This window comes from Gaiella sp., from assembly GCF_035710885.1.
Taxonomy (GTDB): domain Bacteria; phylum Actinomycetota; class Thermoleophilia; order Gaiellales; family Gaiellaceae; genus Gaiella.
Genome location: NZ_DASTCS010000041.1, coordinates 1 through 21,221, shown reverse-complemented (window position 1 = coordinate 21,221; position 21,221 = coordinate 1). Strand labels below are relative to the sequence as shown.

Below are 21,221 nucleotides of genomic sequence, written 5' to 3'. Positions count from 1 at the left end.
AGAGCCTCTAGTGCTCGCGCAGCCCGGCGGCGCGCTGCTCGGCGGCGAGGCGCTCCTCCGCCTCGGCTTCCTCGCGGAACAGCCGCACGAGGAGCCACACGATCGCGGCGAAGAACACGAGCGCCTGCTCGGTGGACATCAGGATCCCGCCCAGGTTCTGGTCCTGCTCCGCCGTGATCCCCCAGAGGCGCTCGGGACGCGACTCGTAGTAGTCGTAGACGGGAGGCGAGAAGGTGAGCGCGAGGCCGAGGAAGGCCGAGAAGACGAAGGCGGCGAAGACGTAGCCGATCCGGGTGAGCGTCGCCGCCGCGCGCGGGACGTCACAGATGACCGGCCACCAGAAGAGGACGCCGATTGCGATCAGGAAGGCGTGCTCGAGCGCGAGGAGGAGGGGGTTGCGCACAGCGGCGTCGTAGAACGCGCTCAGGTGGACGACGTACCAGCCGACCAGCCAGACCGGAAGGGCGACGGTCGGCCGTGTCAGCGACGCGAACCAGCGGCCCCCGTGTGCTGCGACCGCCCCCCGCATCGCCGGTGTCAGCCCGATCAGGAGGAGCGGCGGCGCCCAGTCGCTGATCATCACGTTCTGCAGCAGGTGGAAGAGGACGAGGTACTCGATCGCGATCGTCCCGAGCGGCGAGTTGAGCGCGCCGACCACGAGCACGACGCCCGCGCCGAAGCACCAGGCGCGCCAGGGCGGCCCGGGAGCTCTCCGCCACGCGCGGACGTAGAGCACCACCGCGACGCCGGCCAGCACGAGGAACAGCGGCTCGAACGTGAACGACCAGGGAGAGGGCGGCATCAGACAGGCTCGGGCGTCGCGCCGGGAACGGCGCGGCGACGCGCCACGAGGAGGAGAAGGGCGAGCGCGAGGCCGAGCGTCAGGAGCTGCTCCGTCATCATCACGACGCCCGCCAGCTTCTGGTCGCCGAGCGGGGAGAGCCCGAACAGCCGCTCGGGCTGCTCCGTGTACACGTCGTAGTACGGGTGGAACGAGAAGACGAGGGCGTACGCCAGCAGCTGTCCCATCCACAGCATGACGACGGCCAGCCCGATGCGTCCGTTCACGCTCAGCCGTCCCTGCCCGGCCGGGTCGACCAGCAGCGTCCAGACGAGCGCTCCGACGAGGACGAACGAGAGGTGCTCGACCCGGTGCAGCAGCGGGTGCCGCAGCGCGGCGTCGTAGAGGGCCGGCACGTGCCATGCGACGAGCACGGCGAGCCAGAGTGCCACCGCGACCCGTGGGCGCAGCAGGAAGGACAGCAAGCGACGCAGCCGCTGCATCCGCGCGAGGGGGGCGAGCAGGTCGCGGGGGAGGAAGAACATCGACAGCGGGCCGCGCACCGCGACCAGCGCGAGCGCGACGCCGAGGTCGGCGATCAGCACGTGCTGCAACATGTGCGCGGACTGCAGGTACTCCTCGGCGATCGCGTCGAGGGGCGAGACGATCCCGAGCACGACGATTGCGACGCCGGCGAGGAAGAGGGGCCAGCGCGACCAGGGCGCGAGCTCCGGGCGGCGACGGTGGAGCCGCCGCCACCCCTGCCCGAAGAACGCCACCGCCACGGCCGCCGCGGCCAGCACGAGCGGGTCGAACGACCAGGCCTTCCAGAGATCGTCCGAGGCAGTCGCCGCGAGCGTCGTCACGGCCTCACGGTAGCCCCGTGGGAACGGAGGCGGTGCCCGGTCGGCTCAGGCGAGTCGGACGAGCAGCTCCGCGAGCTCGGCGGGACGCGAGACGAACGGCGAATGACCGCCGCCGAGCTCGAGCGGCTCCACGCCCAGCAGCTTGCGCGAGATGCGCCGCGACCAGTCCGGCCGTATGCAGCGCTCGTCACGGCAGAGGATGGACGTGCGCTCGACGTCCGGGATGCCGCCGCCCGGCCACGGCTCGAGCCGTGGCGCCGCCGACTGCGCGCGGAAACGGCTCACCGCCCATTCGGCGTCGCCGTCCGTGCAGTCGTGGTAGAAGCAGCGCTTCGCGGCCGCCGGGTCCGGCCAGAACGAGGCGCCGTCCGCTCGCGTGTCCGTGTTGCCGACGAAGCCGGGCGCGAAGACGTCCTCGCCGTACCGGTCGGTGACGCTCCTGCCCGGCTCGGGCACCAGGCCGCAGAGGAAGACGAGATGCCGTACGGGTCGCAACGACGCGACGAGCGGGATGGTGGCGGCGCCGAGCGAGTGGCCGACGACGACGACGTCGTCCGCGTCGCCCATCGCCGCGGCCGTCAGCTCCGCGTACCGCGTCAGCCCGGCGTCGGGGTCCTCCGCCGGCAGGTCGACCGCGATCGTCGTGTGGCCGTGCGCCTCGAGCACTGGGGCGAGCCGCTCCCAGCACCAGGCGCCGTGCCAGGCGCCGTGGACGAGGGCGAAGGTCGCCATCCCTCACCGCTCGACGTGGAGCGACCCTCCCAGGTCTCCGAGCACGAGGTCTCGCTCGCGATCCGGGATGTGATCGAGCGGCACGGGCCCGAGTGCCTCGATGAACGTGACCCCGCGTGGCGAGTGGAGCTCGTGCTCGACGCCGCGGTTGACGACGCACACGTCGCCCTCGCGCATCTCGCGCGACTCGTCGCCGATCGTCATCGTCACCGAGCCGTCGAGGATCAGCATCACCTGCTCGGTGTGGTCGTGGCTGTGCCGCGCGACCGTCGTCCCGGGGTCGTACGTCACGCGCCCGAGGAAGACCTGGTCGCCCGCGATCGCCCGGAGCCCCACCCCGTCGAACATGGGATAGGGCTCGCGACCGTTGAACGTGGCGAAGGGCGAGTCGGCCATCCCTAGATGATTGATGCCGCGAGATCGCCTGTGTCGGGGCGTGGGCTGGCCGCCCTGGGGCGTGGGCCGAGTGCCTCGGCGATGCTGGTGGCATCGGTGAGGTGCTCGGCACACGAAGCGCACGGGGCGGGGAGGCCCGTCCTGCGGGCCTTCCCGCCCCGGAAGCGGCCCAGACGCGCCAGACCGCGCAGCCGAGCGCGCGAGATCGTGACATCAATCATCTAAGCCGGCACCTCGAAGGCGATCCCGCCCTGCGAGACGGCGTTCACGGACAGCTCCGAGTCGAACACGACCCGCTTGCCGTCACGGACGGGCTCGGCCTTCGCCTCGAGGGCGCGGAGGATCCTCTCCGGGGTGATCGGGAGCTCGGTGACCCACACGCCGACCGCGTCGAACACCGCCGCGGCGATCGCCGGCGGCTGCGCGTTGTTCGCCATCTCGCCGATCCCCTTGGCGCCGTAGGGCCCGTCCGAGGACGGGTTCTCGATGATGATGGTGTCGATCTTCGGCAGATCCTCGAAGCCCGGGGCCAGGTAGGAGCCGAACTGCCCGCCGCGGTGCTCCGCCGACGGGTAGTACGGGTAGCAGTTCTCGAGCACACCCAGGCCGAGCCCCTGAACGGCACCGCCCTCGATCTGCCCTTCCACGAGTGTCGGATTGATCGCCCGGCCGACGTCGTAGACCTGCACGAGCCGCGTGACCTGCACGACGCCCGTCTCGTCGTCGACCTCGACCTCGGCCGCGCACGCCGCGTACGAGATCGCGGAGTGGGGCGGCAGGTCGACCTCGCCGGTCTCCGGGTCGACGATCGACGCGTACGGCTTGAGCTGCGCGCCGGTGCCCGTGATCAGCTCGCCGTACGTCCACGTCGCCGCCGCGGCGACGTCGGGCACGGCGATCTTCTTCTGCGGGGCACCCTTGGCGAGCACCTCCCCGTCGACGATCTCGAGGTCGGACGGGTCGATCTCGAGCTCCTTGCCGGCGATGTCGAGGATCCGCTCCTTGACGCGCTCGGCTGCCTTCTCCACGGCCTTGCCCGCCACGAACGTTGCCCGGGACGCGAACGTGCCGGTGCAGACCGGGGACGAGTCCGTGTTCGAGTTGTCGTACGTGACCCAGTCGTAGGGCACGCCGATCGTCTCGGCCACGATCTGGGACTGGATCGTCTTCGACCCGTTGCCGATGTCGGACGTCCCGGCGAAGACGTCCACGCGCCCGTCCGGCTTGACCTTGATCCACGCCTGCGACGGGTCGCCGTTCTGGTTCATCCCCGTCGGGTACTCGATCGCCGCGATCCCGCGGCCGGTGTGCTTGGGCATGTCAATGAGCCTCCGGGTCGGCCATCTGCGAGACGAGGTGCTCGGGCAGCAGGTCTCCCTCGCGGGGGTCGCGGGTCATCGCCGCGTACTCGGGTGCGAGCTCGACCTCCATCCCCCCTGCGAGGGCCTTGACGACCGAGACGGTCGACGGGTCGGTGTAGACGATGCGGTTCGGGGACGTGTCCCCGATCCGGTTCGCGTTCTTCAGCCGCACCTCGTACGGGTCGAGCCCCAGCACGTTGGCGACGCGGCTCATGTGCGTCTCGGTAGCGAACGAGACCGAGGTGACACCGAACCCGCGCATCGCGGTCGTCGGCACGCGGTTCGTGAAGATCACGAAGCCGTCGAACGAGAGGTTCGGGATCGTGTACGCGCCGGTGTGGTGGAACGAGTGCTTCGTCAGCCCGTACGGCGAGAAGCGCGCGTACGCCCCGGAGTCGTGCAGCGTCAGCATCTTGCGTCCGAGGATCCAGCCGTCCTTCGTGACCGCGTCGGCGATCTCCATGTGCCACGGAGCGCGCGTCGAGGAGCAGAGGAACTCCTCCTCGCGCGTCCAGCGCCACTTGACCGGACGGCCCGACTTCTGCGCGAGCAGGGCGCACATCGTCTCCGAGGCCGTGTCGACCTTGCCCCCGAAGCCGCCTCCGACGGTGCCGCCCACGACCTTGAGCTTGTTGAGCGGCACCTGCAGGTGCGCGGCGATCACTCCCATCGAGAAGTAGAGCGCCTGCGTGCACGAGTAGACGGTGAGGCGGCCGTTCGCCTCCGGCACCGCCAGCGAGACCTGCGTCTCGAGCGGCACGTGCTCGATCGCGGCGGGCCGGTAGACGCCCTGGACGATCACGTCGGCTCGGTCGAACGCCTCGTCGATCGACCCCTTGCGGATCTGGCGCCGGTCCATCTCGCCCTCGAAGTGCGGGTACCAGTTGCCCCAGGGATGGACCTTCGGGGCGTCGGCGTCGAAGGCCTTCCGGATGTCGAAGAGCGGCGGCCGCTCGTCGAAGTCGACCTCGATCGCGTCGACGGCCGCCATCGCGGTCTCCTCGTCCTCCGCGGCGACGATCGCGATCGGCTGGCCCTTGTAGCGCACCTCGTCCTTCGCGAGGAGCGGCTCGTCGGCCGGGATCCCGAGCGCGGACAGATGCCCGTACTCGAGGAGAGGGACGTCCGCGGCGGTGATCACGGCGTGGACGCCGGGCATCGCCTCGGCCGGCGAGACGTCGAGCCCGCTCATGGTGGCGCTGTGGAGGGGCGAGCGGAGCGCCTTCGCCCACAGCGTCCCGGGCACGCGAACGTCGTCGACGTAGGTCGTGCGCCCGGTGACGTGCTCGATCCCGTCGTAGCGCGGCAGCCGTGCCCCGACAGCCTTCATCGGTGATCTCTCCGATGCATGCGGTGCTCCTGCGCGCGAAGGGGGGCTGGATGTATCGGGGCGATCACGCTACACACCTCCCAGGTTCGTCATGCCCGCGCTGGGGGCGGTGACGGTGAGGTCGAACGAGTCACCGCGGGCTGCGGCGGCGACCGCGTCGATGATCTTGACGTAGCCGGTGCAACGGCAGACGTGCCCGGCGAGGGCCTCCTGGATCGCCTCGCGGTCGTCCGTCCCGCCCCGCTTCAGGTAACCCTCCGCCGCGAGCATCATCCCGGAGGTGCAGAACCCGCACTGCGCGGCGTAGTGGTGGGTGAACGCCTGCTGGAGCGGCGAGAGCGACTCGGGCGCGCCGAGCCCCTCGACCGTCGTCACCTCCAGCCCCTCGAGCGAAGCCGCCGGGGTGAGGCACGCGCGCTGAGGCTCGCCGTCGACGAGCACGGTGCACGCGCCACAGCCGCCCTGCTCGCACCCTGCCTTCGGGCTCGTGATGCCGAGATCCTCCCGCAGCACGTCGAGGAGCGTCGCCAGGGGTGCGCTGACCACGTCGTGCGCGATCCCGTTGACCGTGAGCTTCATGCGGCCTCCTCGAGCTCGGAGAGGACACGCCGGACGAGCACCGGGAGCGTGCGTTCGCGGTACCAGCCGGACGCGAGAGCGTCGTCGCCGACCGTGACGTCCTTGAGCGCAGCGGCTGCCGCCTGCTCCGGGTCGGAGGACGCCGCCTCGGCCGAGCGCAGGCGCGTGCCGTACCCGGCCAGGCCGGTGGCGGCCAACCGGGTCTCGCCGCCCGTCGTCCGCACCCCGGTGACCGCCAGGACGGTGTACTCGTGCGTGTGCGGGTAGTCGATCGCCGCGAACGCCGAGGCCGCGGGCTTCTCGAAACGCAGGTCGAGCAGGAGCCGCCCGGCGCGGTGGGCGAGGAAGTCGTCCAGCGGCTCGGTGCGCTCGCCGTCGGCGCCCACGGAGCATGCCTCCGCGGCGAGCGCGAGGAACGGCCCCTGGAGGTCGCCCCGCGGGGCGTCGTGACCCTCGCCGGCGCACACGTTGCCACCGACGGTCCCCTGCCTGCGGATCTCGTAGTCCGCGACGTTGAGCGCGCACTGCGCGAGCGCCGTGACATCCTCCGCGAGCTCGGCGAGGCGCCCGATCGGGAGCGCCGCGCCGACGGTGACCGACGCGCCGTCGACCTCGAGCGTGTCGAGGCCCGCGCGCGAGAGCAACAGGGCCTTGGTGGGCGCCATCCGCCCGTATGTGATCTCGGGCATGACGATCGTCCCGCCGCCGATCACGGTCACGCCCGACCCGTCGCCGAACTGGGCGATCGCCTCGTTCGCAGAGGTCGGGAACAGGACCTCAGTGCCTTGCGTCATTGACCTTCCTTCGGTCGTAGGTCAGGTCCGAGTCTATCGCCGTGCTTCGTGGAATCGATTATCGGTTGACCACCCGATCCGGGCGGGCGCCAGGCCACCGGCTACGACTGCTGCTTGCCGGCGATGCCCCAGTGCTTCGGGTCGACGCCCTGGATGACGACCTGGATGTGCGCCGGGTCGGCGCCGCTCGTCTCCGCGAGCGCCGTGGTCAGCGCCTCGATCATCTTCGGCACCGACTCCTCCGTGACGCGACGGTCGTAGAGCCTCACGTCGATGATGGGCATCGCGTACCTCCTCGTAGTCCCGCTCGGTCTCGAGCCGCGAGTGTTACATGCGTGTAACGCGTGTGCAACGCTTCGACGATGGCCGGGCCCGACGGGATGCACGAGCGGGTCGCAGCGGGTGCGCTGGCAGCGGCGACCGAGCACGGGTGGGCAGGCGCCACCCTCGCCCGGATCGCCGAGGCCTCGGGCACCTCGAGGATGACGCTCCACCGGCACGGGCTCGGGCGTGAGGAGATCTTCCAGCTGCTCGCGCGCGCCTACGAGCGCGACATGCGAGTCACGCTCGCCGCGGCGGTCGCGGAGCCCGGAGCAGCGGCGGACCGCTTGCGGAGCGGCCTTGCGTCGGTCTGCGCCGTGAGCGAGCGGCACCTCGCGTTCCTGCGCGGCCTCGACGAGGAGGAAGACACGCGACTCTTCCACGTCGACGGCGTCTCGCGGGCGGGCTTCGTGGCGCCGCTCGAGCGCGTCCTTCGCGAGGGAATGCGCGACGGCTCCTTCCGAAAGCTTCCGGTGCGGGCGACCGCGACGCTCCTCGTCAACGCCGCCGACCGGACCTACCGCCACATGCGCGCCGCGCACGGCTGGAGCCCCGCGAGGTCGCGGCAGGCGATCGACCTGCTCGTAAGGGGAATCTCGACGGGTCGGTGAGCGGTCCCGTCGCCCGTCGCGGACGTCAGCCAGGTGCCGACCGTCCCGGAGGCTGCGCCCAGACGCCCTCCTCGAGCGTCGCCGGGTCAGGGGCCGGCGAGCGCTCCGCCTCGGCCAGCCCGGCCGCGACCTCGCGGGCCACGCCGTCGCGGACCGCGGCGAGGGCCTCGGCGGGCTCGCCGTCGCGCAGCAACCTGCCCTCGAGCCGCTCGAGCGGGTCCCGCCCGGCGAATTCGTCCCGCAGGTGCTGCGCGACGTAGCGGGCGTCGTCGTGCGCCGCATGGCCGTGGATCCGCAGCGTCACCGCCTCGACCGCCTGCGGCCCGTCGCCACGGCGGGCCCGTTCGACGGCCGCGCGCACGGCGTCGAGCGCTGCGACGCCGTCCGTGCCGTCGACCGGCTCGCACGGGATCGACCAGCCCCCGACGATCCGCTCTGCAAGGCGCGGGTTGACCATCTGACGATCGAGTGGCGTCGAGTAGGACCACTGGTTGCGCTGCAGCACGAAGACCGCGGGCACCCGCAGCACTCCGGCGAGGTTCAGCCCCTCGTGCGTGTCACCGACCGAGAAGGCGCCCTCGCCCACGAAGGTGAGCGCCACCCGCGCCTCACCGCGGCGCTTGAAGGCGAGCGCGGCGCCGACGGTGACCGGGACGAGGTCGCCGAGCATCGAGACGAGCGGGAAGACGCCCCGGGCCGGGGCGCCGAAGTGCATGTTCCCGTCGCGTCCACGGGTGGGGGAGTCGCCCTTGCCGAGGAAGTTCCTGAACGCCTCCGCGACCGTCACACCCCGGGCGAAATGCGTCGCGAGCTCCCGGTTGAGCGGGCAGACGACGTCGTCCGGGCCGAGGGCGAGCCCCGCGGCCGCGGCGACGGCCTCCTGGCCCCGGCCGTCGTAGAAGGAGCCCGGGATCCGGCCCTGCCGGTACAGCGCGAGGGCCCGTTCCTCGAACGTCCGCTGGAGCAGGACGAGCCGGTGGAGTGCGAGCCGCGCGTCACGACCGACCGACGCGAGGTCGGCGCACGGCACCGGACGCTCAGTAGGCGAGGAGCTCATCGAGGGCGCTACGGACGGAGTCGACCGAGGGCAGGTACGCGTCCTCCAGCTCGGGGGCGAACGGGACGGGGGTGTCCGGAGGGGCGTGGAGGGAAGGGGGAGCGTCGAGCGTCTCGAACGCCTCGCGGGCGAGCAGCGAGAGGACGAGGCCGGCGGCGCCGGTCGACCGCGCCGCTTCCTGGACGACCAGCACCCGCGACGTCCGGCGCACCGAGCCCAGGACCGTCTCGCCGTCGAGCGGCCAGACGGTGCGCAGGTCGACGACCTCGACGTCCGCCCCGGCGCGCTCGACCGCCTCGAGCGCGATCGCGACACCGGAGCCGTACGTGACGATGGTCGCGTCCCGGCCGGACCGGGCGACGGCTGCCCGGCAGAGGGGCGTCCTGTGACCCGAGGAGGGCCTGGCACCGCGAGCGCGGCGGTAGAGGGCCTTGTGCTCGAACACGAGCACGGGGTCGGGATCGTCGATCGCCGACCGTGTCAGGCCGTAGGCGTCCTCGACCGTCGCGGGGCAGGCCACCTTCAATCCCGGCTGCCCCACGAACAGGCCCTCGGGCGAGCCTGCGTGGAACGGACCGCCGCGGACCCCGCCGCCCGAGGGCATGCGGATCACGATCGGGATCGCCTGTCCGCTCCGCCAGTGCGTCTTCGCGGCGACCGTCAGGATGACGTCGAAGGGGCAGGTCGCGAAGTCGGCGAACTGGAGCTCGACGACCGGCCGCTCGCCCATCCACGCAGCCCCGATCGCCGCACCGACGAATCCTTCCTCCGAGATCGGCGTGTCGAGCACGCGCTCGGGCCCGAACTCGGCCGCGAGCCCGCTCGTGACGCCGAAGGCCCCTCCGAATGCCCCGATGTCCTCGCCCAGGAGGAATACGCGAGGGTCCTCGGCCAGGGCGTCGCGGAGCGCGAGCCGGATCGCCTCGAGGTACGTGATCTCAGCGGGCTCGGTCAACGGATCCGCGCGTGCGTCAGGCGACGGGCGCGCCGACGGCGGCAAGGATCGTCTCGCGCCCGCCCGCGTCGAGCGCCCGGCGCGCTGCCGCGCGACCGGCCTCGACGGCACGGTCGAGCGACCGGAAGTCCCGCAGCGGGACGTCCTGGACGTCGGGCGTCACGACGAGGAGCGCCAACGCCCGGTTCCGCTCGGCGCGCTCGACGCTCCCGAGCACGGTGGCCCGCGAGAGCGTCTCCATGATCGAGGGGAGCCGCGGCTCCATCGCCTCCGACGGCTCGAGGCGCCGCACGACGTCGACCGCGAGGATCGGGCCCTCGGCGGTGTCCGCCATCGCGTCGACCGGCAGGTTGTTGAGCACGCCGCCGTCGACGAGCAGCCGGCCCGGGCGCGAGAGCGGCGGCACGAGCCCCGGGATCGACATGCTCGCCCCGACTGCCTCGACGACGCTCCCGCGGCGATGGACGACCAGCCTGCTGGAGAGGAGATCTGCGCTGACGGTGAAGAGCGGCCTCGCGAGCTCCTCGATCGTGAGCCCGCCGAACAGCCGCTCGAGCATCCGCCCGGCCTTTCGAGAGCGGATCAGCGCGACGCGGGGGAGCGTGTAGTCGTTGAAGGGCGAGCGGCGCACGAGCTCCTCGTTGCAGCGGTCGCGGATCTCCTCCGGCTTCCAGCCCGCGGCGCCCATCGCCGCGATGAACGCTCCCATCGAGCAGCCGCCGTACCGGTCGACCTCGATCCCGTCCGCGGCGAGCTCGGCGAGGGCGCCGATGTGCGCGAAGCCACGGGCGCCTCCGCCCGAGAGCACGACCCCCAGCGCGCGGCCGACGAGCCGGCGCGCGAGGCGCCCCGCGCCGAGGTCGCTCGGCTCCGTGGTCGCGAGCCGGTGGAGGGCGCGCGGGTCGACCCGCTCGACGAGCGCGCGGACCGTCTCGCCGGACGCCGGTCCGAGGATGACGAGGTCGGAGCCCGGGAACGGCCCCTCGGGCAGCGGGCTGTCGCCCGTTGCGACGCGCAGGATCCGGTCGGCCTGTCGGGCGCACAGGTCGCTCCACGCGCCGGCGCCCGCTTCGTCGAGCAGGAGCACGTGGGTGTGCTCGTCCTCCGCACGCTCGACGCCACCGGTGCCCGCGGCGGCCGCGTCGAGCACCTCCACGGAGCCGTAGGGCTCCAGCGCAGTCGCGAGCGAGGCGGCGACGGCTCGCAGCGGGACGCCCGGGCCGATCGCGGTGAGCGCGATCAGCGCGGGTCGCGACGGCCTCGCTTCGAGCCCGCCGCTCGCCTGGAGCTGGAGGGCGAGCTCGCGCGCGACTGCTGCGGCGAATCCCGTGTCGCGCTCCATCAGCTCGACGAATCGCTCGCGCCGCAGGCGCAGCAGCGTCGTGTCGCGCACCGCCTGGACGGAGGCCGAGCGCGGCGAGCCGGTGAGCAGGGCAAGCTCGCCGATCGCGGCGCCGGGCCCGAGGGTGCGAAGCGTCCGGTCCTCGCCGTCCGCGGGCGACGTCACGCGCACCCGGCCCCGGAGCACGACGTAGAGCTCGTCGGCGTCGTCCCCCTCCCGCAGCACCCACTCCCCGGCGAGCACCCGGAAGGGCCGCGCGTCGGCCGCGAGCGCCTCGAGCGCGTCGGCGTCCGCCCCGGCCAGCAACGGAACGCCCGCGAGCGTCGAACCGGAGACCCGGGTCGCGCTCATCGGCTGCACCGCCGCATGGCGCCGATCGTACGCCTATCTCCGCGCAGCCTCCAGCGCAGCCATCCGGCCGATTTCGTCGTCTCAGTGGGGGAGGAAGACGGTGACGGGGTCGGAGGACATGCGGCAGGGCCCGCACGACGAGCTGCGGGCAGAGCAGGAGCGGGAGCTCGTGGCGGGCTTCGCGCTGGCGTCGATGGAGCATGCTCTCGCGCGCGAGGCGTTCCACGTCGGCGTTGCCCTGCGACAGGCAGGTGTCGAGCTCGACCCGCGGACGTTCGTGGCGCTCCGCATCCTGGAGGCCTGCGTCGGGGAGCTGATCGACCCGTCCGAGGCGATCTGCGAGCTCCTCGAGAACGGCTCGCTCGACCGGTCGGTCGAGCTCGCGACCGACCTCCTCGACCGCGACGCCGCGTAACGGCCGGCCGCAGCGGCGGCCGGACGAGCTCTCCCCGGTACGCTCCTCCGTGTGGGATTCCGCACCATCGACGAGCTGGAGGAGGCACTCCGCGGTGCGGACTACCTGCCGGACCGCGGCCTCTCGACCGCGCTCTTCCTCTCGCTGGCGCTCTCCAAGCCCGTCCTTCTCGAGGGCGAGGCCGGCGTGGGGAAGACCGAGGCCGCCAAGGCCCTGGCGACCGTCCTCGGCGCACGGCTGATCCGCCTGCAGTGCTACGAGGGCCTCGACGTCGCGCATGCGGTCTACGAGTGGAACTACCCCCGCCAGCTGCTCCACATCCGCGCCGCGCAGGAGGGAACCCTGCGGGAGGAGGAGCTCTTCGGGCCCGAGTACCTGATCCGACGGCCGCTCCTCGAGGCGATCGACAGCGAAGGGCCGGTCGTGCTGCTGATCGACGAGATCGACCGCGCGGACGAGGAGTTCGAGGCGTTCCTGCTCGAGGTCCTCTCCGACTTCCAGATCACGATCCCTGAGCTGGGGACGATCGCCGCGCGGCGCCGCCCCGCGGTGATCCTCACGTCGAACCGGACCAGGGAGCTGCACGACGCGCTCAAGCGCCGGGCGCTCTTCCACTGGATCGGACATCCCTCGATCGAGCGGGAGATCGCGATCGTGCGCCTGCGGGTCCCGGGGATCGCCGAGCAGCTCGCGGCAGAGGCTGCCGCCTTCGTGCGCGAGCTCCGTGGCCTCGACCTCGCCAAGCCGCCGGGGGTGGCCGAGACGATCGACTGGGCGATGGCCCTGAATGCGCTCGGCCGCCAGGAGATCGACGCCGAGGTGGTGCAGCAGACCCTCGGCTCGGTGCTCAAGTACCGCGAGGACATCGAGGCGGTCCAGGACGAGACCCTGTCGCGCCTCGTCGAGGAGGCGCGCGCCGCATCCGCGGCCCGCTAGCGACGTGGCCGCCGGCGACGCGATCCTCACGCACGTCGTCACGTTCGGACGCGTGCTCCACGAGGCCGGGCTCGAGGTGGGTCCCGGCCGCGTGGCCGACGCCCTGCGCGCTCTCGACTCCGTCGACCTGGCGCGCCAGGAAGACGTCTACTTCTCGCTCCGGCAGACCCTCGTCTCGCGCCACGACGAGCTCGACCTGTTCGATCGAGCCTTCAGCGCCTGGTTCCTGCGCGCACCCGTCCTGCCGCCGGCGCGCGCGCGGTCCGCGGCCGAGCTCGAGACGAGCGTCGGTCAGGCGCCGTCCGACCGGCTGCGCACCCGCGAGACCGACGAGGAGGCCGACCCCGGCGATCCGCTCGAGCTGGGTGCCTCCGGCCAGGAGCTCCTCCGCGACAAGGACTTCGCGGAGCTGACGGGCGACGAGCTCCGGCGCCTGCGGGAGCTGATCGGCCGGATCGCCCGCACGCGCCCGCAGCGGCACTCGCGCCGGCGCACGGCGGACACGCGCGGCGACCGCCTGGACATGCGGCGCATGCTCCGGCGCTCCCTCCGAGCGGGCGGGGACCCGCTCGACCGGCCGTTCCGCGCGCGCAAGGACGTCCCGCGCAAGCTGGTCGTGCTGTGCGACGTGTCGGGGTCGATGGACAGCTACGCGCGCGCGCTCCTCCTCTTCCTGCACGCCGTCGTCGGCACCGGGCGCGGCGTGGAGGCGTTCGCCTTCGGGACGCGGCTCTCGCGGCTGACGCCCGACCTGGAGACGCGCGACCCGGACGCAGCGCTCGCGCGCTGCACCGAGGCCGTCGTGGACTGGGGGAGCGGCACGCGGATCGGCGCCTCGCTGCGCGAGTTCAACGAGGTCTACGGCAGGCGCGCGCTTTCCCGGGGGGCGATCGTGCTGATCGTCTCCGACGGCTGGGAGCGCGAGGATCCCGAGCTGGTCGGCCGCGAGATGGCGAAGCTCGCCCGGGCGGCCTACGCGGTCGTGTGGGTCAACCCGCTCAAGGGGAATCCGCAGTACCAGCCGCTCGCGGGCGGCATGCGCGCGGCGCTGCCGTACGTCGACCGGTTCCTGCCCGGCCATAATCTGAGGAGTCTCGAGGAGCTGGCGGCCGTGCTCGCCGGCATCGAAAGGAGGCACGCAGCGTGAAGGAGATCCTGTCCGAGGTCGAGGCCTGGCGCGGGGCCGGCGAGAAGGTGGTCGTCGCCACCGTGGTCGCGACGCGGCGCTCCGCGCCACGTCCCGTCGGAACGAGCCTCGCCGTGTCCGAGTCCGGGAAGATGTGCGGCTCGGTCTCGGGCGGCTGCGTCGAGAGCGACGTCTACGACAACGCCCTCGAGGTGATGAAGACCGGCGAGCCGAAGCTCCTCCACTACGGCATCACCGACGACCAGGCCTGGGAGGTCGGTCTCCCGTGCGGCGGCGAGATCGACGTCTTCGTGGAGGCCGTGGAGTGAAGCTCGTCGAGCGTCTTGCGGAGCTCCAGGCGACGGGCGGCCGGGCCGTCCTGTTCACGGTGGTGGAGGGGGACGGCGTCGGCTCGAAGGCGCTCGTCGTCGAGGACGGCGAGACGATCGGGGACGGTGTCCCGGCCGAGGCGCTGGAGCAGTTCCACGAGCTCGTGCGACGGGGGCGGAACCGGATCGTGGAGGTCGACGGCGCGAAGGTGTTCGCCGAGTGGTACGGCCCCCCGCCCAGGCTGCTCGTGTACGGCGCGGTCGACACCGCGGAGGCGCTCAGCCAGGGCGCGAAGCTCCTCGGCTGGACGGCGATCGTCGCCGATGCGCGCGCGACGTTCCTGACTCCGGAGCGCATCCCGTCCGCCGACCGGCTGATCCTGAAATGGCCCGAGGACGCCATCGCCGAGGTCGCACCCGACCACCAGACCGCGATCGTCGTCCTCACGCACGACGACAAGTTCGACGAGCCCGCGCTGATCGCGGCGCTCGACACCGAGGCGTTCTACATCGGGGCGCTCGGCTCGCGCCGCAACCAGGAGCGCCGGCGAGAGCGGCTGCTCGAGGCCGGCGTCGCCGAGGAGCACCTTGCCCGGATCCAGGGGCCCTGCGGTCTCGACATCGGGGCCGACACACAGGCCGAGACGGCGCTCTCGATCCTCGGGGAGATCCTCGCCGTGCGGGCGCAGCGCACCGGCGGCCCGCTGCGCGAGGCGAAGCAGCGGATCCACGCGGAGGTTGCCTGAGGGCGGTCGCACGGCGCGCCTCGACGCCCGGTCGAGCGACGTACGGGACGTGGGCTCGCGTCCCGGCCGTCCGGATCCACTGTGACTCAGATCCGCCAGCTCTTCCGGCCGGCCCACCAGAGCTGGAACGGCAGCAGCGGCCACAGCGTCAGCTCTCGGAGCAATGCCCGGCGGGACGCGCCCGGCGGCGACGTGGACCGCACCTTCACACCCGTGTGACGGACAAGCCAGCGGAGCGCCGCCTTCGCCCGCGCCTCGTGCCAGGCCGAGGTGACGATCAGGACCTCCATGGCACCGACGCGCAGGACATCGTTGAGGGCGTTCGCCAGGTTCTCGACCGTGGTCCGTGCGTCCGGATCGACGACCACCTCGCGCGCCGGCCCGCGCCATGAGGCATGCATCAGTTCGGCCTCGGACGGCGCGTGCGGGGCACGTGCCCAGCCGGAGAGGACGACCACGTCGTCCGCCGTCGTCAGCTCCGCCGCATGCGTGAGGCGGGCGGCACACACCGGATGGAGCTCGCCGCGAGCACCGTCCGAGTAGCCGAGCACGACGACGACGCGGACGCCGCGAGGAGCCTTCACGGACGCGTCCCGATCGGACGTGGCTTCGTGCCTGGCACGCATTTCGCGTCGAGCGGCGCCTCGCGCGCGCCCGAACCCGCATGGTTCCGTCGGGTGCTACCGCCGGTCCCGTACGCCGCGGCCATGGCCGTGTCGGACGTGGCTACGTGCCTGGCACGCCCGCGCTGCGCGCCGCGCCGGCTCACGACCGGCGGCGTCGCAGCCAGCGGAAGAAGAGCAGCGTGCCGACCACGGTGAGCACGAGCTTGACGGCCTTTCGCCCCTGCAGCTTCGACTCGCCGTGCGCCCGTTCGCGCATGTGCACGGCGACCTCCTCGACCCGCAGGCCGGCCTCCTTCAGCCGCAGCAGCGCCTCGACCTCGGGGGCGCCGCTCACGTACGGCTGCGCCATCACGGGCATCGCCTTCCGGTTCACGGCGGCCATGCCGCTCGTCGGGTCGTGGAACGGCCTGCCGAGCCGGACGTGCATGGCCTTCTGCAGGAGACCGATCCCGAACCGACGCGCGGGCGACGGCTCGTAGCGGTCGGCGCCGTAGCCCTCGCCCTCCGCGAACCGCGACCCGACCGCGACGTCACACCGGTCCGAGCGAACGAGCTCGAGCAGGCGCCGCAGCTCGTCCACCGGATGCTGACCGTCGGCGTCCACCCGGCCGCAGAAGCCATAGCCGCGGTCGTGCGCCTCGCGGTACCCCGCTGCGATGCCGGCGCGGAGACCGCGGTTCTCGCCGAACGAGACGACGAGCGCGCCGTGGGCCGAGGCGACCGCTGCCGTCGCGTCCGTGGAGCCGTCGTCGATCACGAGGACGTCGGAATCGGGGAGCCCGGCGCGAAGCTCGTCGAGGACGCCAGGGAGGCTGCGCTCCTCGTTCCAGGCAGGGATGAAGACGACCGTGTCGGCGTCGGGCACGGGTGGAGCGTACTGCGACCCGCGCCGAGGTCGTCGTGGTGGCGAAGCGCGAAGGATCGGCCGTCCTCCGGGATGTGCCACGCCCGTCGCGGGCGGAGATTCGCGGCGACGGGGATCCGGTACCGCGGATTCCCGCCCGCGAACCGGGGTAGAGTCGCGCGGACGCAGCTGTCACGAAAGGAGAAACGCCGTGTCGGGTATCGACGCGAAGTCGGACGCGATCTTCGAGCTCGTCGACGAGGGCTCGGCGGTCGAGCAGCTCGCGACCGGCTTCACCTTCACGGAGGGGCCGATCTGGCACCCCGACGACGAGGTTCTCTACTTCTCCGACATGCCCGCCGACATCCGGCGGAAGGTCACCCTCGAAGGCGAGGTGACGGAGATCCGGAACCCCGCGTTCAAGTGCAACGGCATGACGCTCGACGCCGACCGGAACCTGCTCGTCTGCGAGCACGTCACGAGCTCGCTCGTGCGCGAGCGGCAAGACGGAGTGCGGGAGCTGCTCGCCTACCACTACGAGGGCAAGTACCTCAACAGCCCGAACGACGTCACCGTCCGCTCCGACGGCACGATCTACTTCTCCGACCCCTGGTACGGGCGGTTCCCGGGGTTCGGGATCGAGCGCGAGCGCGAGCTCGGCTGGCAGGGCGTCTTCCGGATCCCGCCCGGGGGAGGGCAGGACGAGCTGGAGCTCGCGGTCGCGAAGGACGAGTTCGACATGCCCAACGGTCTCTGCTTCTCGCCCGACGAATCGCTCCTCTACGTGAACGACACTCCCCGCGCCCACATCAAGGTCTACGACGTGGACGCCGACGGGACGCTCTCGAACGTCCGCATGTTCTTCGAGGGCATCGGCAGCGGCGTGATCGAGGAAGGCATACCGGACGGGATGAAATGCGACGAGCGCGGGAACATCTGGGTCACCGGCCCGGGTGGCGTCTGGGTGATCTCTCCCGAGGGCGAGCACCTCGGCACCGTCCTCGTGCCCGAGAACGTCGGCAACCACACCTGGGGCGGGCCAGACTGGCACACGCTGTTCATCCCGTCGAGTACGTCGGTCTACACGATCCGCACCACGGTCGGCCCGCGGCGCGAGCCGTACATGCGCTAGAGCGAGGAGGAGACGAGATGCCGGACTACAGCTTGGACGCGTCGCGCTGCGTCCTCATCGTCCAGGACCTGCAGAACGACGTGATGATCGACGGCGGCGCCTTTGCCGAGTCCGGCGCGCCGCAGCACGCCAAGGATCAGAACGTCGTCGAGAACGTCAAGGAGCTCGCGGCGTTCTGCCGGGACAAGGGAATTCCGGTGATCCACGTCTGGTACATCGTCGACGAGGGAGCGCCGGGGCTGAAGGTCAACGCGCCGCTGTTCGAGGGTGTCGCAGCCGGGGCGCTCGTTCGCGGGACGTGGGGCGCGGCGCCGGCGGACGGGCTCGAGGCGCAGGACGGCGACTTCGTCGTCGAGAAGATGCGGATGTCCGCCTGGCAGGGGACGAAGCTCGAGAACCTCCTGGCCGGGCTCGGTCGGGACACGATCATCGTCACGGGCGCCTGGACGAACATGTCGATCGAGCACACCTCCCGCACGGGCGCCGACAAGGGCTACTACATGGTCGTTCCCGAGGATGGTTGCTCGACGATGAACGCCGACTGGCACAACGCCTCGATCAACTTCGCCCTCCAGAACGTGTCGACGGTGACGAACTGTGCCGACGTGAAGGCCGCCCTCGGCGGCTGACCGGAAGGGCTCGTGACACGCTCACGAGCCCGTCCGCACGACGATGAAGACCCGCGCCGCACTCTTCCACGCCGTCGGCGAGCCGCTCGAGGTCGCCGAGATCGAGCTCGAGGAGCCCCGTCCCGACGAGGTCGTCGTGCGCATGGCGGCGGTGGGGATCTGCGGCACCGACCTCCACCAGGTGAGGGGCGAGTTCCGGCGCCCCACGCCGATGGTGCTCGGCCACGAGGGCGCGGGAGTCGTCGAGGAGGTCGGCGAGGCTGTGACGATGGTGCGCCCCGGCGACGAGGTGGTGCTCTCGTGGGCGCCGTCGTGCGGCGAGTGCGCGGGGTGCCGGCGCGGCCGCCCCGCGACGTGCCGTCCGCTCAACGCCGCGATCCCGAACGGGACGCTCCCCGACGGGACGACACGGATGTCGTACCGCGGCGAGACGGTCTACCGGGGCACCGCGACGGGCTGCCTTGCAGACCGCGTCGTCGTGACCGAGAAGGTCGCGCTTCCCCTCGTCGGTGCGCTTCCGTTCGACCAGGCGGCGCTGCTCGGCTGCGCCGTGCTCACCGGGGTCGGCGCGGTGCTCTACGCGGCCAAGGTCGTGCCCGATGCGTCGGTGGTCGTGATCGGCGCGGGCGGTGTCGGCCAGTTCGTCGTCCAGGGCGCGCGGATTGCCGGCGCCTCGACGATCGTCGTCTGCGACCCCGTCGACGCGCGCCTCGAGGCGGCGCGCGGGGCTGGCGCGACCCACGTCGCGGCGCCGGACGACCTCCGGGACCTGATCCGCTCCGAGCTGCCGGACGGCGCCGACTACGGGTTCGACGCGGTGGGCGATCCGGCGACGAGCGCGACGGCGCTGCGCTTCACCCGCGACGGGGGCACCACCGTGATCGTCGGCCTGCCGGCGCAGGGCCTGCGCCTCGACCTCGACCCGTTCGAGCTGATTCGCAAGGAGAAGCTCCTCACCGGCACGCTCTACGGGTCCCAGGACCCGGCGATCTCGCTCCCCGCGATGCTCGACCTGGTCCGCGCGGGCCGGCTCGACCTCGCGTCGACGCTCGGTCCGTCGTTCCCGCTCGAGCGGGTCGACGAGGCGGTGCAGGCGAGCCTGGCCGGGGAAGCGGGGCGCGTGCTCGTCGTGCCCTGAGCCCACGTTCGGGGTCAGTCGTCGTCCCTCCCGTCCGGAAGCGACGCCGAGAGCGCCTGGACGACCTCCTCCTGGAGCCACGACAGCCAGTGGTAGAGCGCGAGCCTCGCGGCATCGGGGTCGTCGACGTCGAGCGTGCCGTAGCTCTCCTCGGTGATGTCGAGCTGGGTTCCGAGCACCAGCCGGAGGCTCTCGAGCGCGCCGAGCCAGGTGCGCAGGCCCGCCTCCGAGAGCGATGCGTCGTGCGCCGTGCGCTCCAGTTCGGCGAGCGCGTGCAGCTTGCCCTCGAGGAGCCCTGCGCCGACGAGGCTCGCATACTCGACGTTCGCAGCATCGTCGTCCACGTACGCCGGTGGGAAGAGCCGGTGGAGTGTCGGCTCGCCGGCTGCGAGGGCATCGCGGAGCTGGCCCGGCAGCGCGGCGAGCACGTCCCGCTCCTCGGGCGGCAGGCGCACGCGGTACGTGCCGTCCCGCCGACGATCGATGCCGCGTCGCAGCACCGTCAGTCCTGCTGCATGGTCGCCCAGAGGCCGTGGGCATGGAGCCGGGAGACGTCGAGCTCGGCCTTCTCCCGTGTCCCGGTGGAGACGGCAGCCTTCCCCTCGTTGTGGACCTGCAGCATCAGGCGCGTCGCCTTCGCGCGCGAGTAGCCGAAGAGCTGCTGGAGGACGAGGGTCACGTAGCTCATCAGGTTGATCGGGTCGTTCCACACGATCACGACCCACGGGCGCTCGTCGACCGGCGTCTCCTCGAAGGACGGCTCGCGGGTCTCGACCGGCGCTTCGACCGGTGCCTCGACGACCTGGCTCATGCCCTCAGTGTGACCGACGACGGCCTCCGCGAGGACGTGACGAGGGCTACTCGGAGTCCGCGGTGCGGAACGCGGGCGGGTCGTCGCCGACCGCCTCGCCCGGCTCCGGCTCGGCGCCGGAGGCCTCGGATGCCTGCGCATCGCGCGAGTAGTAGCGGAGCCGCTCGACGATGTCGGGGATCGGCTCCACGGGCGTCTCGTCGTCCTCGTCGTACTCGTCGTGCTCCTCCCGCTTGAGGAGCCGCCCCAGGCCTCCGGCGCGTCGCGCCTTCGCCGCTTCCCGCTGCCGGCGCCGCTCCTCTTCCTCCTTGCGCTTCGCCGCGTCCCTCGCCTCGGCTTCGCGGCGGCGCTCCTCCTCGGCACGCTGCTTGGCGGCCGCCTTCTCCGCTGCCTCCCGGCTTCGGGCGGCCTCGGCCGCGGCCGCCTCCTGCCGCTTGCGCTGCTCGGCATCGAGCTTTGCCTGCTGGCGCTCTTCCTCGGCCCGGCGCTTGGCGGCTTCCTTCTCCTCGATCTCCTGACGCCGCTCCTCCTCGGCCCGGCGTTTCGCCGCCTCCTTCTCCTCGATCGCCCGACGCCGCTCGTCCTCGACCTGTTGCTTGGCAGCGATCTTCTCCTCGGCGGCACGGCGCTTGGCCTCCTCACGGGCGGCTGCCTCGTCGCGCTTGCGTTGCTCGGCCTCGGCCTTCGCGCGACGGTGCTCCTCCTCGGCCTGCCGCTTGGCGGCCGCCTTCTCCTCACGACGGCGCCGGCGCGCGTCGGCACGCGACTCGCGCCGATCTGCGACCTCCGCCGTCCCGGTCTCGAGCTCCTCATCGCCCTGCAGCGCCTCGAGCTCGGCCGGCGCGAGCGCCGCGGCCTCGGCTTCCACCCTGGCCGCCTCCTCCTCGGCCTCGATGCGGGCGCGTTCGGCCTCTTCGGCTTCGAGTCGCGCGCGCTCGGCGGCCTCCGCCTCGATGCGGGCCTGCTCGGCCGCCTCGGCCTCGATGCGGGCGCGTTCGGCCTCTTCGGCTTCG

The 21,221-nt window shown here is 72.2% G+C and carries 23 protein-coding genes and 2 pseudogenes; 8 read left to right on the top strand and 17 right to left on the bottom strand.

What is annotated here, in order from left to right:
• Positions 1-7: 7 nt before the first annotated feature.
• The 9 genes from VFO26_RS09665 to VFO26_RS09625 form a co-directional block, all read right to left on the bottom strand.
• Positions 8-802, bottom strand: coding sequence for a cytochrome c oxidase assembly protein (locus VFO26_RS09665; protein ID WP_325114755.1), 795 nt, complete (start codon positions 800-802; stop codon positions 8-10).
• Positions 802-1,647, bottom strand: a complete 846-nt coding sequence (locus tag VFO26_RS09660) for a cytochrome c oxidase assembly protein (protein ID WP_325114754.1) — start codon at positions 1,645-1,647, stop codon at positions 802-804. The genes VFO26_RS09665 and VFO26_RS09660 overlap by 1 nt, the downstream gene beginning before the upstream one ends.
• Before the next feature lie 45 nt (positions 1,648-1,692).
• A complete protein-coding gene (locus VFO26_RS09655) occupies positions 1,693-2,379 on the bottom strand; it encodes an alpha/beta hydrolase (protein WP_325114753.1) in 687 nt (228 codons plus the stop codon).
• 3 nt (positions 2,380-2,382) lie between these two features.
• Complete coding sequence (locus VFO26_RS09650) at positions 2,383-2,775, bottom strand: cupin domain-containing protein (RefSeq protein WP_325114752.1); 393 nt, start codon at positions 2,773-2,775, stop codon at positions 2,383-2,385.
• Between the two features lie 221 nt (positions 2,776-2,996).
• Positions 2,997-4,094, bottom strand: coding sequence for a xanthine dehydrogenase family protein molybdopterin-binding subunit (locus VFO26_RS09645; RefSeq protein ID WP_325114751.1), 1,098 nt, complete (start codon positions 4,092-4,094; stop codon positions 2,997-2,999).
• Between the two features lies 1 nt (position 4,095).
• Complete coding sequence (locus tag VFO26_RS09640) at positions 4,096-5,466, bottom strand: xanthine dehydrogenase family protein molybdopterin-binding subunit (RefSeq protein ID WP_325114750.1); 1,371 nt, start codon at positions 5,464-5,466, stop codon at positions 4,096-4,098.
• Positions 5,467-5,535: 69 nt separating this feature from the next.
• A complete protein-coding gene (locus VFO26_RS09635) occupies positions 5,536-6,045 on the bottom strand; it encodes a (2Fe-2S)-binding protein (protein ID WP_325114749.1) in 510 nt (169 codons plus the stop codon).
• Positions 6,042-6,839 (bottom strand): FAD binding domain-containing protein, encoded by a 798-nt coding sequence (locus VFO26_RS09630; protein ID WP_325114748.1) that lies wholly within the window; start codon positions 6,837-6,839, stop codon positions 6,042-6,044. Before VFO26_RS09630 ends, VFO26_RS09635 begins: the two co-directional genes overlap by 4 nt.
• Before the next feature lie 101 nt (positions 6,840-6,940).
• The gene (locus tag VFO26_RS09625; protein ID WP_325114747.1) at positions 6,941-7,123 is read right to left on the bottom strand and encodes a 4-oxalocrotonate tautomerase family protein; all 183 of its coding nucleotides are present in this window, start codon (positions 7,121-7,123) and stop codon (positions 6,941-6,943) included.
• 78 nt (positions 7,124-7,201) lie between these two features.
• Here VFO26_RS09625 and VFO26_RS09620 point away from each other — a divergent pair, with 78 nt between their 5' ends.
• Positions 7,202-7,771, top strand: coding sequence for a TetR/AcrR family transcriptional regulator (locus tag VFO26_RS09620; protein WP_325114746.1), 570 nt, complete (start codon positions 7,202-7,204; stop codon positions 7,769-7,771).
• 25 nt (positions 7,772-7,796) lie between these two features.
• Here the strand turns inward: VFO26_RS09620 and VFO26_RS09615 are convergent, their stop codons facing one another.
• From VFO26_RS09615 to VFO26_RS09605, 3 genes are read right to left on the bottom strand one after another with little or no spacing between them, the layout of a single operon-like run.
• Positions 7,797-8,801 carry a thiamine pyrophosphate-dependent dehydrogenase E1 component subunit alpha gene (locus VFO26_RS09615; protein ID WP_325114745.1) on the bottom strand — a complete coding sequence of 335 codons (1,005 nt, stop codon included), beginning with the start codon at positions 8,799-8,801 and terminating at the stop codon, positions 7,797-7,799.
• Positions 8,802-8,808: 7 nt separating this feature from the next.
• The gene (locus VFO26_RS09610) at positions 8,809-9,783 is read right to left on the bottom strand and encodes an alpha-ketoacid dehydrogenase subunit beta (RefSeq protein WP_325114744.1); all 975 of its coding nucleotides are present in this window, start codon (positions 9,781-9,783) and stop codon (positions 8,809-8,811) included.
• Between the two features lie 16 nt (positions 9,784-9,799).
• Positions 9,800-11,476, bottom strand: a complete 1,677-nt coding sequence (locus VFO26_RS09605; RefSeq protein WP_325114743.1) for a patatin-like phospholipase family protein — start codon at positions 11,474-11,476, stop codon at positions 9,800-9,802.
• Positions 11,477-11,576: 100 nt separating this feature from the next.
• Here VFO26_RS09605 and VFO26_RS09600 point away from each other — a divergent pair, with 100 nt between their 5' ends.
• From VFO26_RS09600 to VFO26_RS09580, 5 genes are read left to right on the top strand one after another with little or no spacing between them, the layout of a single operon-like run.
• The gene (locus VFO26_RS09600; protein WP_325114742.1) at positions 11,577-11,891 is read left to right on the top strand and encodes a hypothetical protein; all 315 of its coding nucleotides are present in this window, start codon (positions 11,577-11,579) and stop codon (positions 11,889-11,891) included.
• A 51-nt stretch (positions 11,892-11,942) separates the two neighbouring features.
• Positions 11,943-12,827, top strand: coding sequence for a MoxR family ATPase (locus tag VFO26_RS09595; protein ID WP_325114741.1), 885 nt, complete (start codon positions 11,943-11,945; stop codon positions 12,825-12,827).
• A 4-nt stretch (positions 12,828-12,831) separates the two neighbouring features.
• Positions 12,832-13,974: a VWA domain-containing protein gene (locus tag VFO26_RS09590; protein ID WP_325114740.1), complete on the top strand. Its 1,143-nt coding sequence runs from the start codon at positions 12,832-12,834 to the stop codon at positions 13,972-13,974.
• Entirely contained in the window at positions 13,971-14,282 is a 312-nt protein-coding gene (locus VFO26_RS09585) for an XdhC family protein (RefSeq protein ID WP_325114739.1), read from the top strand. The genes VFO26_RS09590 and VFO26_RS09585 overlap by 4 nt, the downstream gene beginning before the upstream one ends.
• Positions 14,279-15,028, top strand: a complete 750-nt coding sequence (locus tag VFO26_RS09580; RefSeq protein ID WP_325114738.1) for an XdhC/CoxI family protein — start codon at positions 14,279-14,281, stop codon at positions 15,026-15,028. The genes VFO26_RS09585 and VFO26_RS09580 overlap by 4 nt, the downstream gene beginning before the upstream one ends.
• An 86-nt stretch (positions 15,029-15,114) precedes the next feature.
• Here VFO26_RS09580 and VFO26_RS09575 read toward each other — a convergent pair whose 3' ends face one another.
• Entirely contained in the window at positions 15,115-15,612 is a 498-nt protein-coding gene (locus VFO26_RS09575; RefSeq protein ID WP_325114737.1) for a YdcF family protein, read from the bottom strand.
• A gap of 181 nt (positions 15,613-15,793) precedes the next feature.
• Positions 15,794-16,519, bottom strand: coding sequence for a glycosyltransferase family 2 protein (locus tag VFO26_RS09570; RefSeq protein WP_325114736.1), 726 nt, complete (start codon positions 16,517-16,519; stop codon positions 15,794-15,796).
• Positions 16,520-16,718: 199 nt separating this feature from the next.
• Here VFO26_RS09570 and VFO26_RS17910 point away from each other — a divergent pair.
• Together VFO26_RS17910 and VFO26_RS09555 are read left to right on the top strand one after the other, a co-directional pair.
• A pseudogene (locus VFO26_RS17910) lies at positions 16,719-18,259 on the top strand (isochorismatase family protein).
• A 43-nt stretch (positions 18,260-18,302) separates the two neighbouring features.
• On the top strand, positions 18,303-19,397 hold the full coding sequence (locus VFO26_RS09555; RefSeq protein ID WP_325114733.1) for an alcohol dehydrogenase catalytic domain-containing protein: 1,095 nt from the start codon (positions 18,303-18,305) through the stop codon (positions 19,395-19,397).
• Positions 19,398-19,411: 14 nt separating this feature from the next.
• Here the strand turns inward: VFO26_RS09555 and VFO26_RS09550 are convergent, their stop codons facing one another.
• The 3 genes and pseudogenes from VFO26_RS09550 to VFO26_RS09540 all read right to left on the bottom strand — a co-directional run.
• Entirely contained in the window at positions 19,412-19,897 is a 486-nt protein-coding gene (locus tag VFO26_RS09550; protein WP_325114732.1) for a DUF2017 family protein, read from the bottom strand.
• Positions 19,898-19,899: 2 nt separating this feature from the next.
• Positions 19,900-20,208: an ATP-dependent Clp protease adapter ClpS gene (gene clpS, locus VFO26_RS09545; protein WP_325114731.1), complete on the bottom strand. Its 309-nt coding sequence runs from the start codon at positions 20,206-20,208 to the stop codon at positions 19,900-19,902.
• 46 nt (positions 20,209-20,254) lie between these two features.
• Positions 20,255-21,221 (bottom strand): annotated as a pseudogene (locus VFO26_RS09540) (hypothetical protein); the annotation flags it as partial.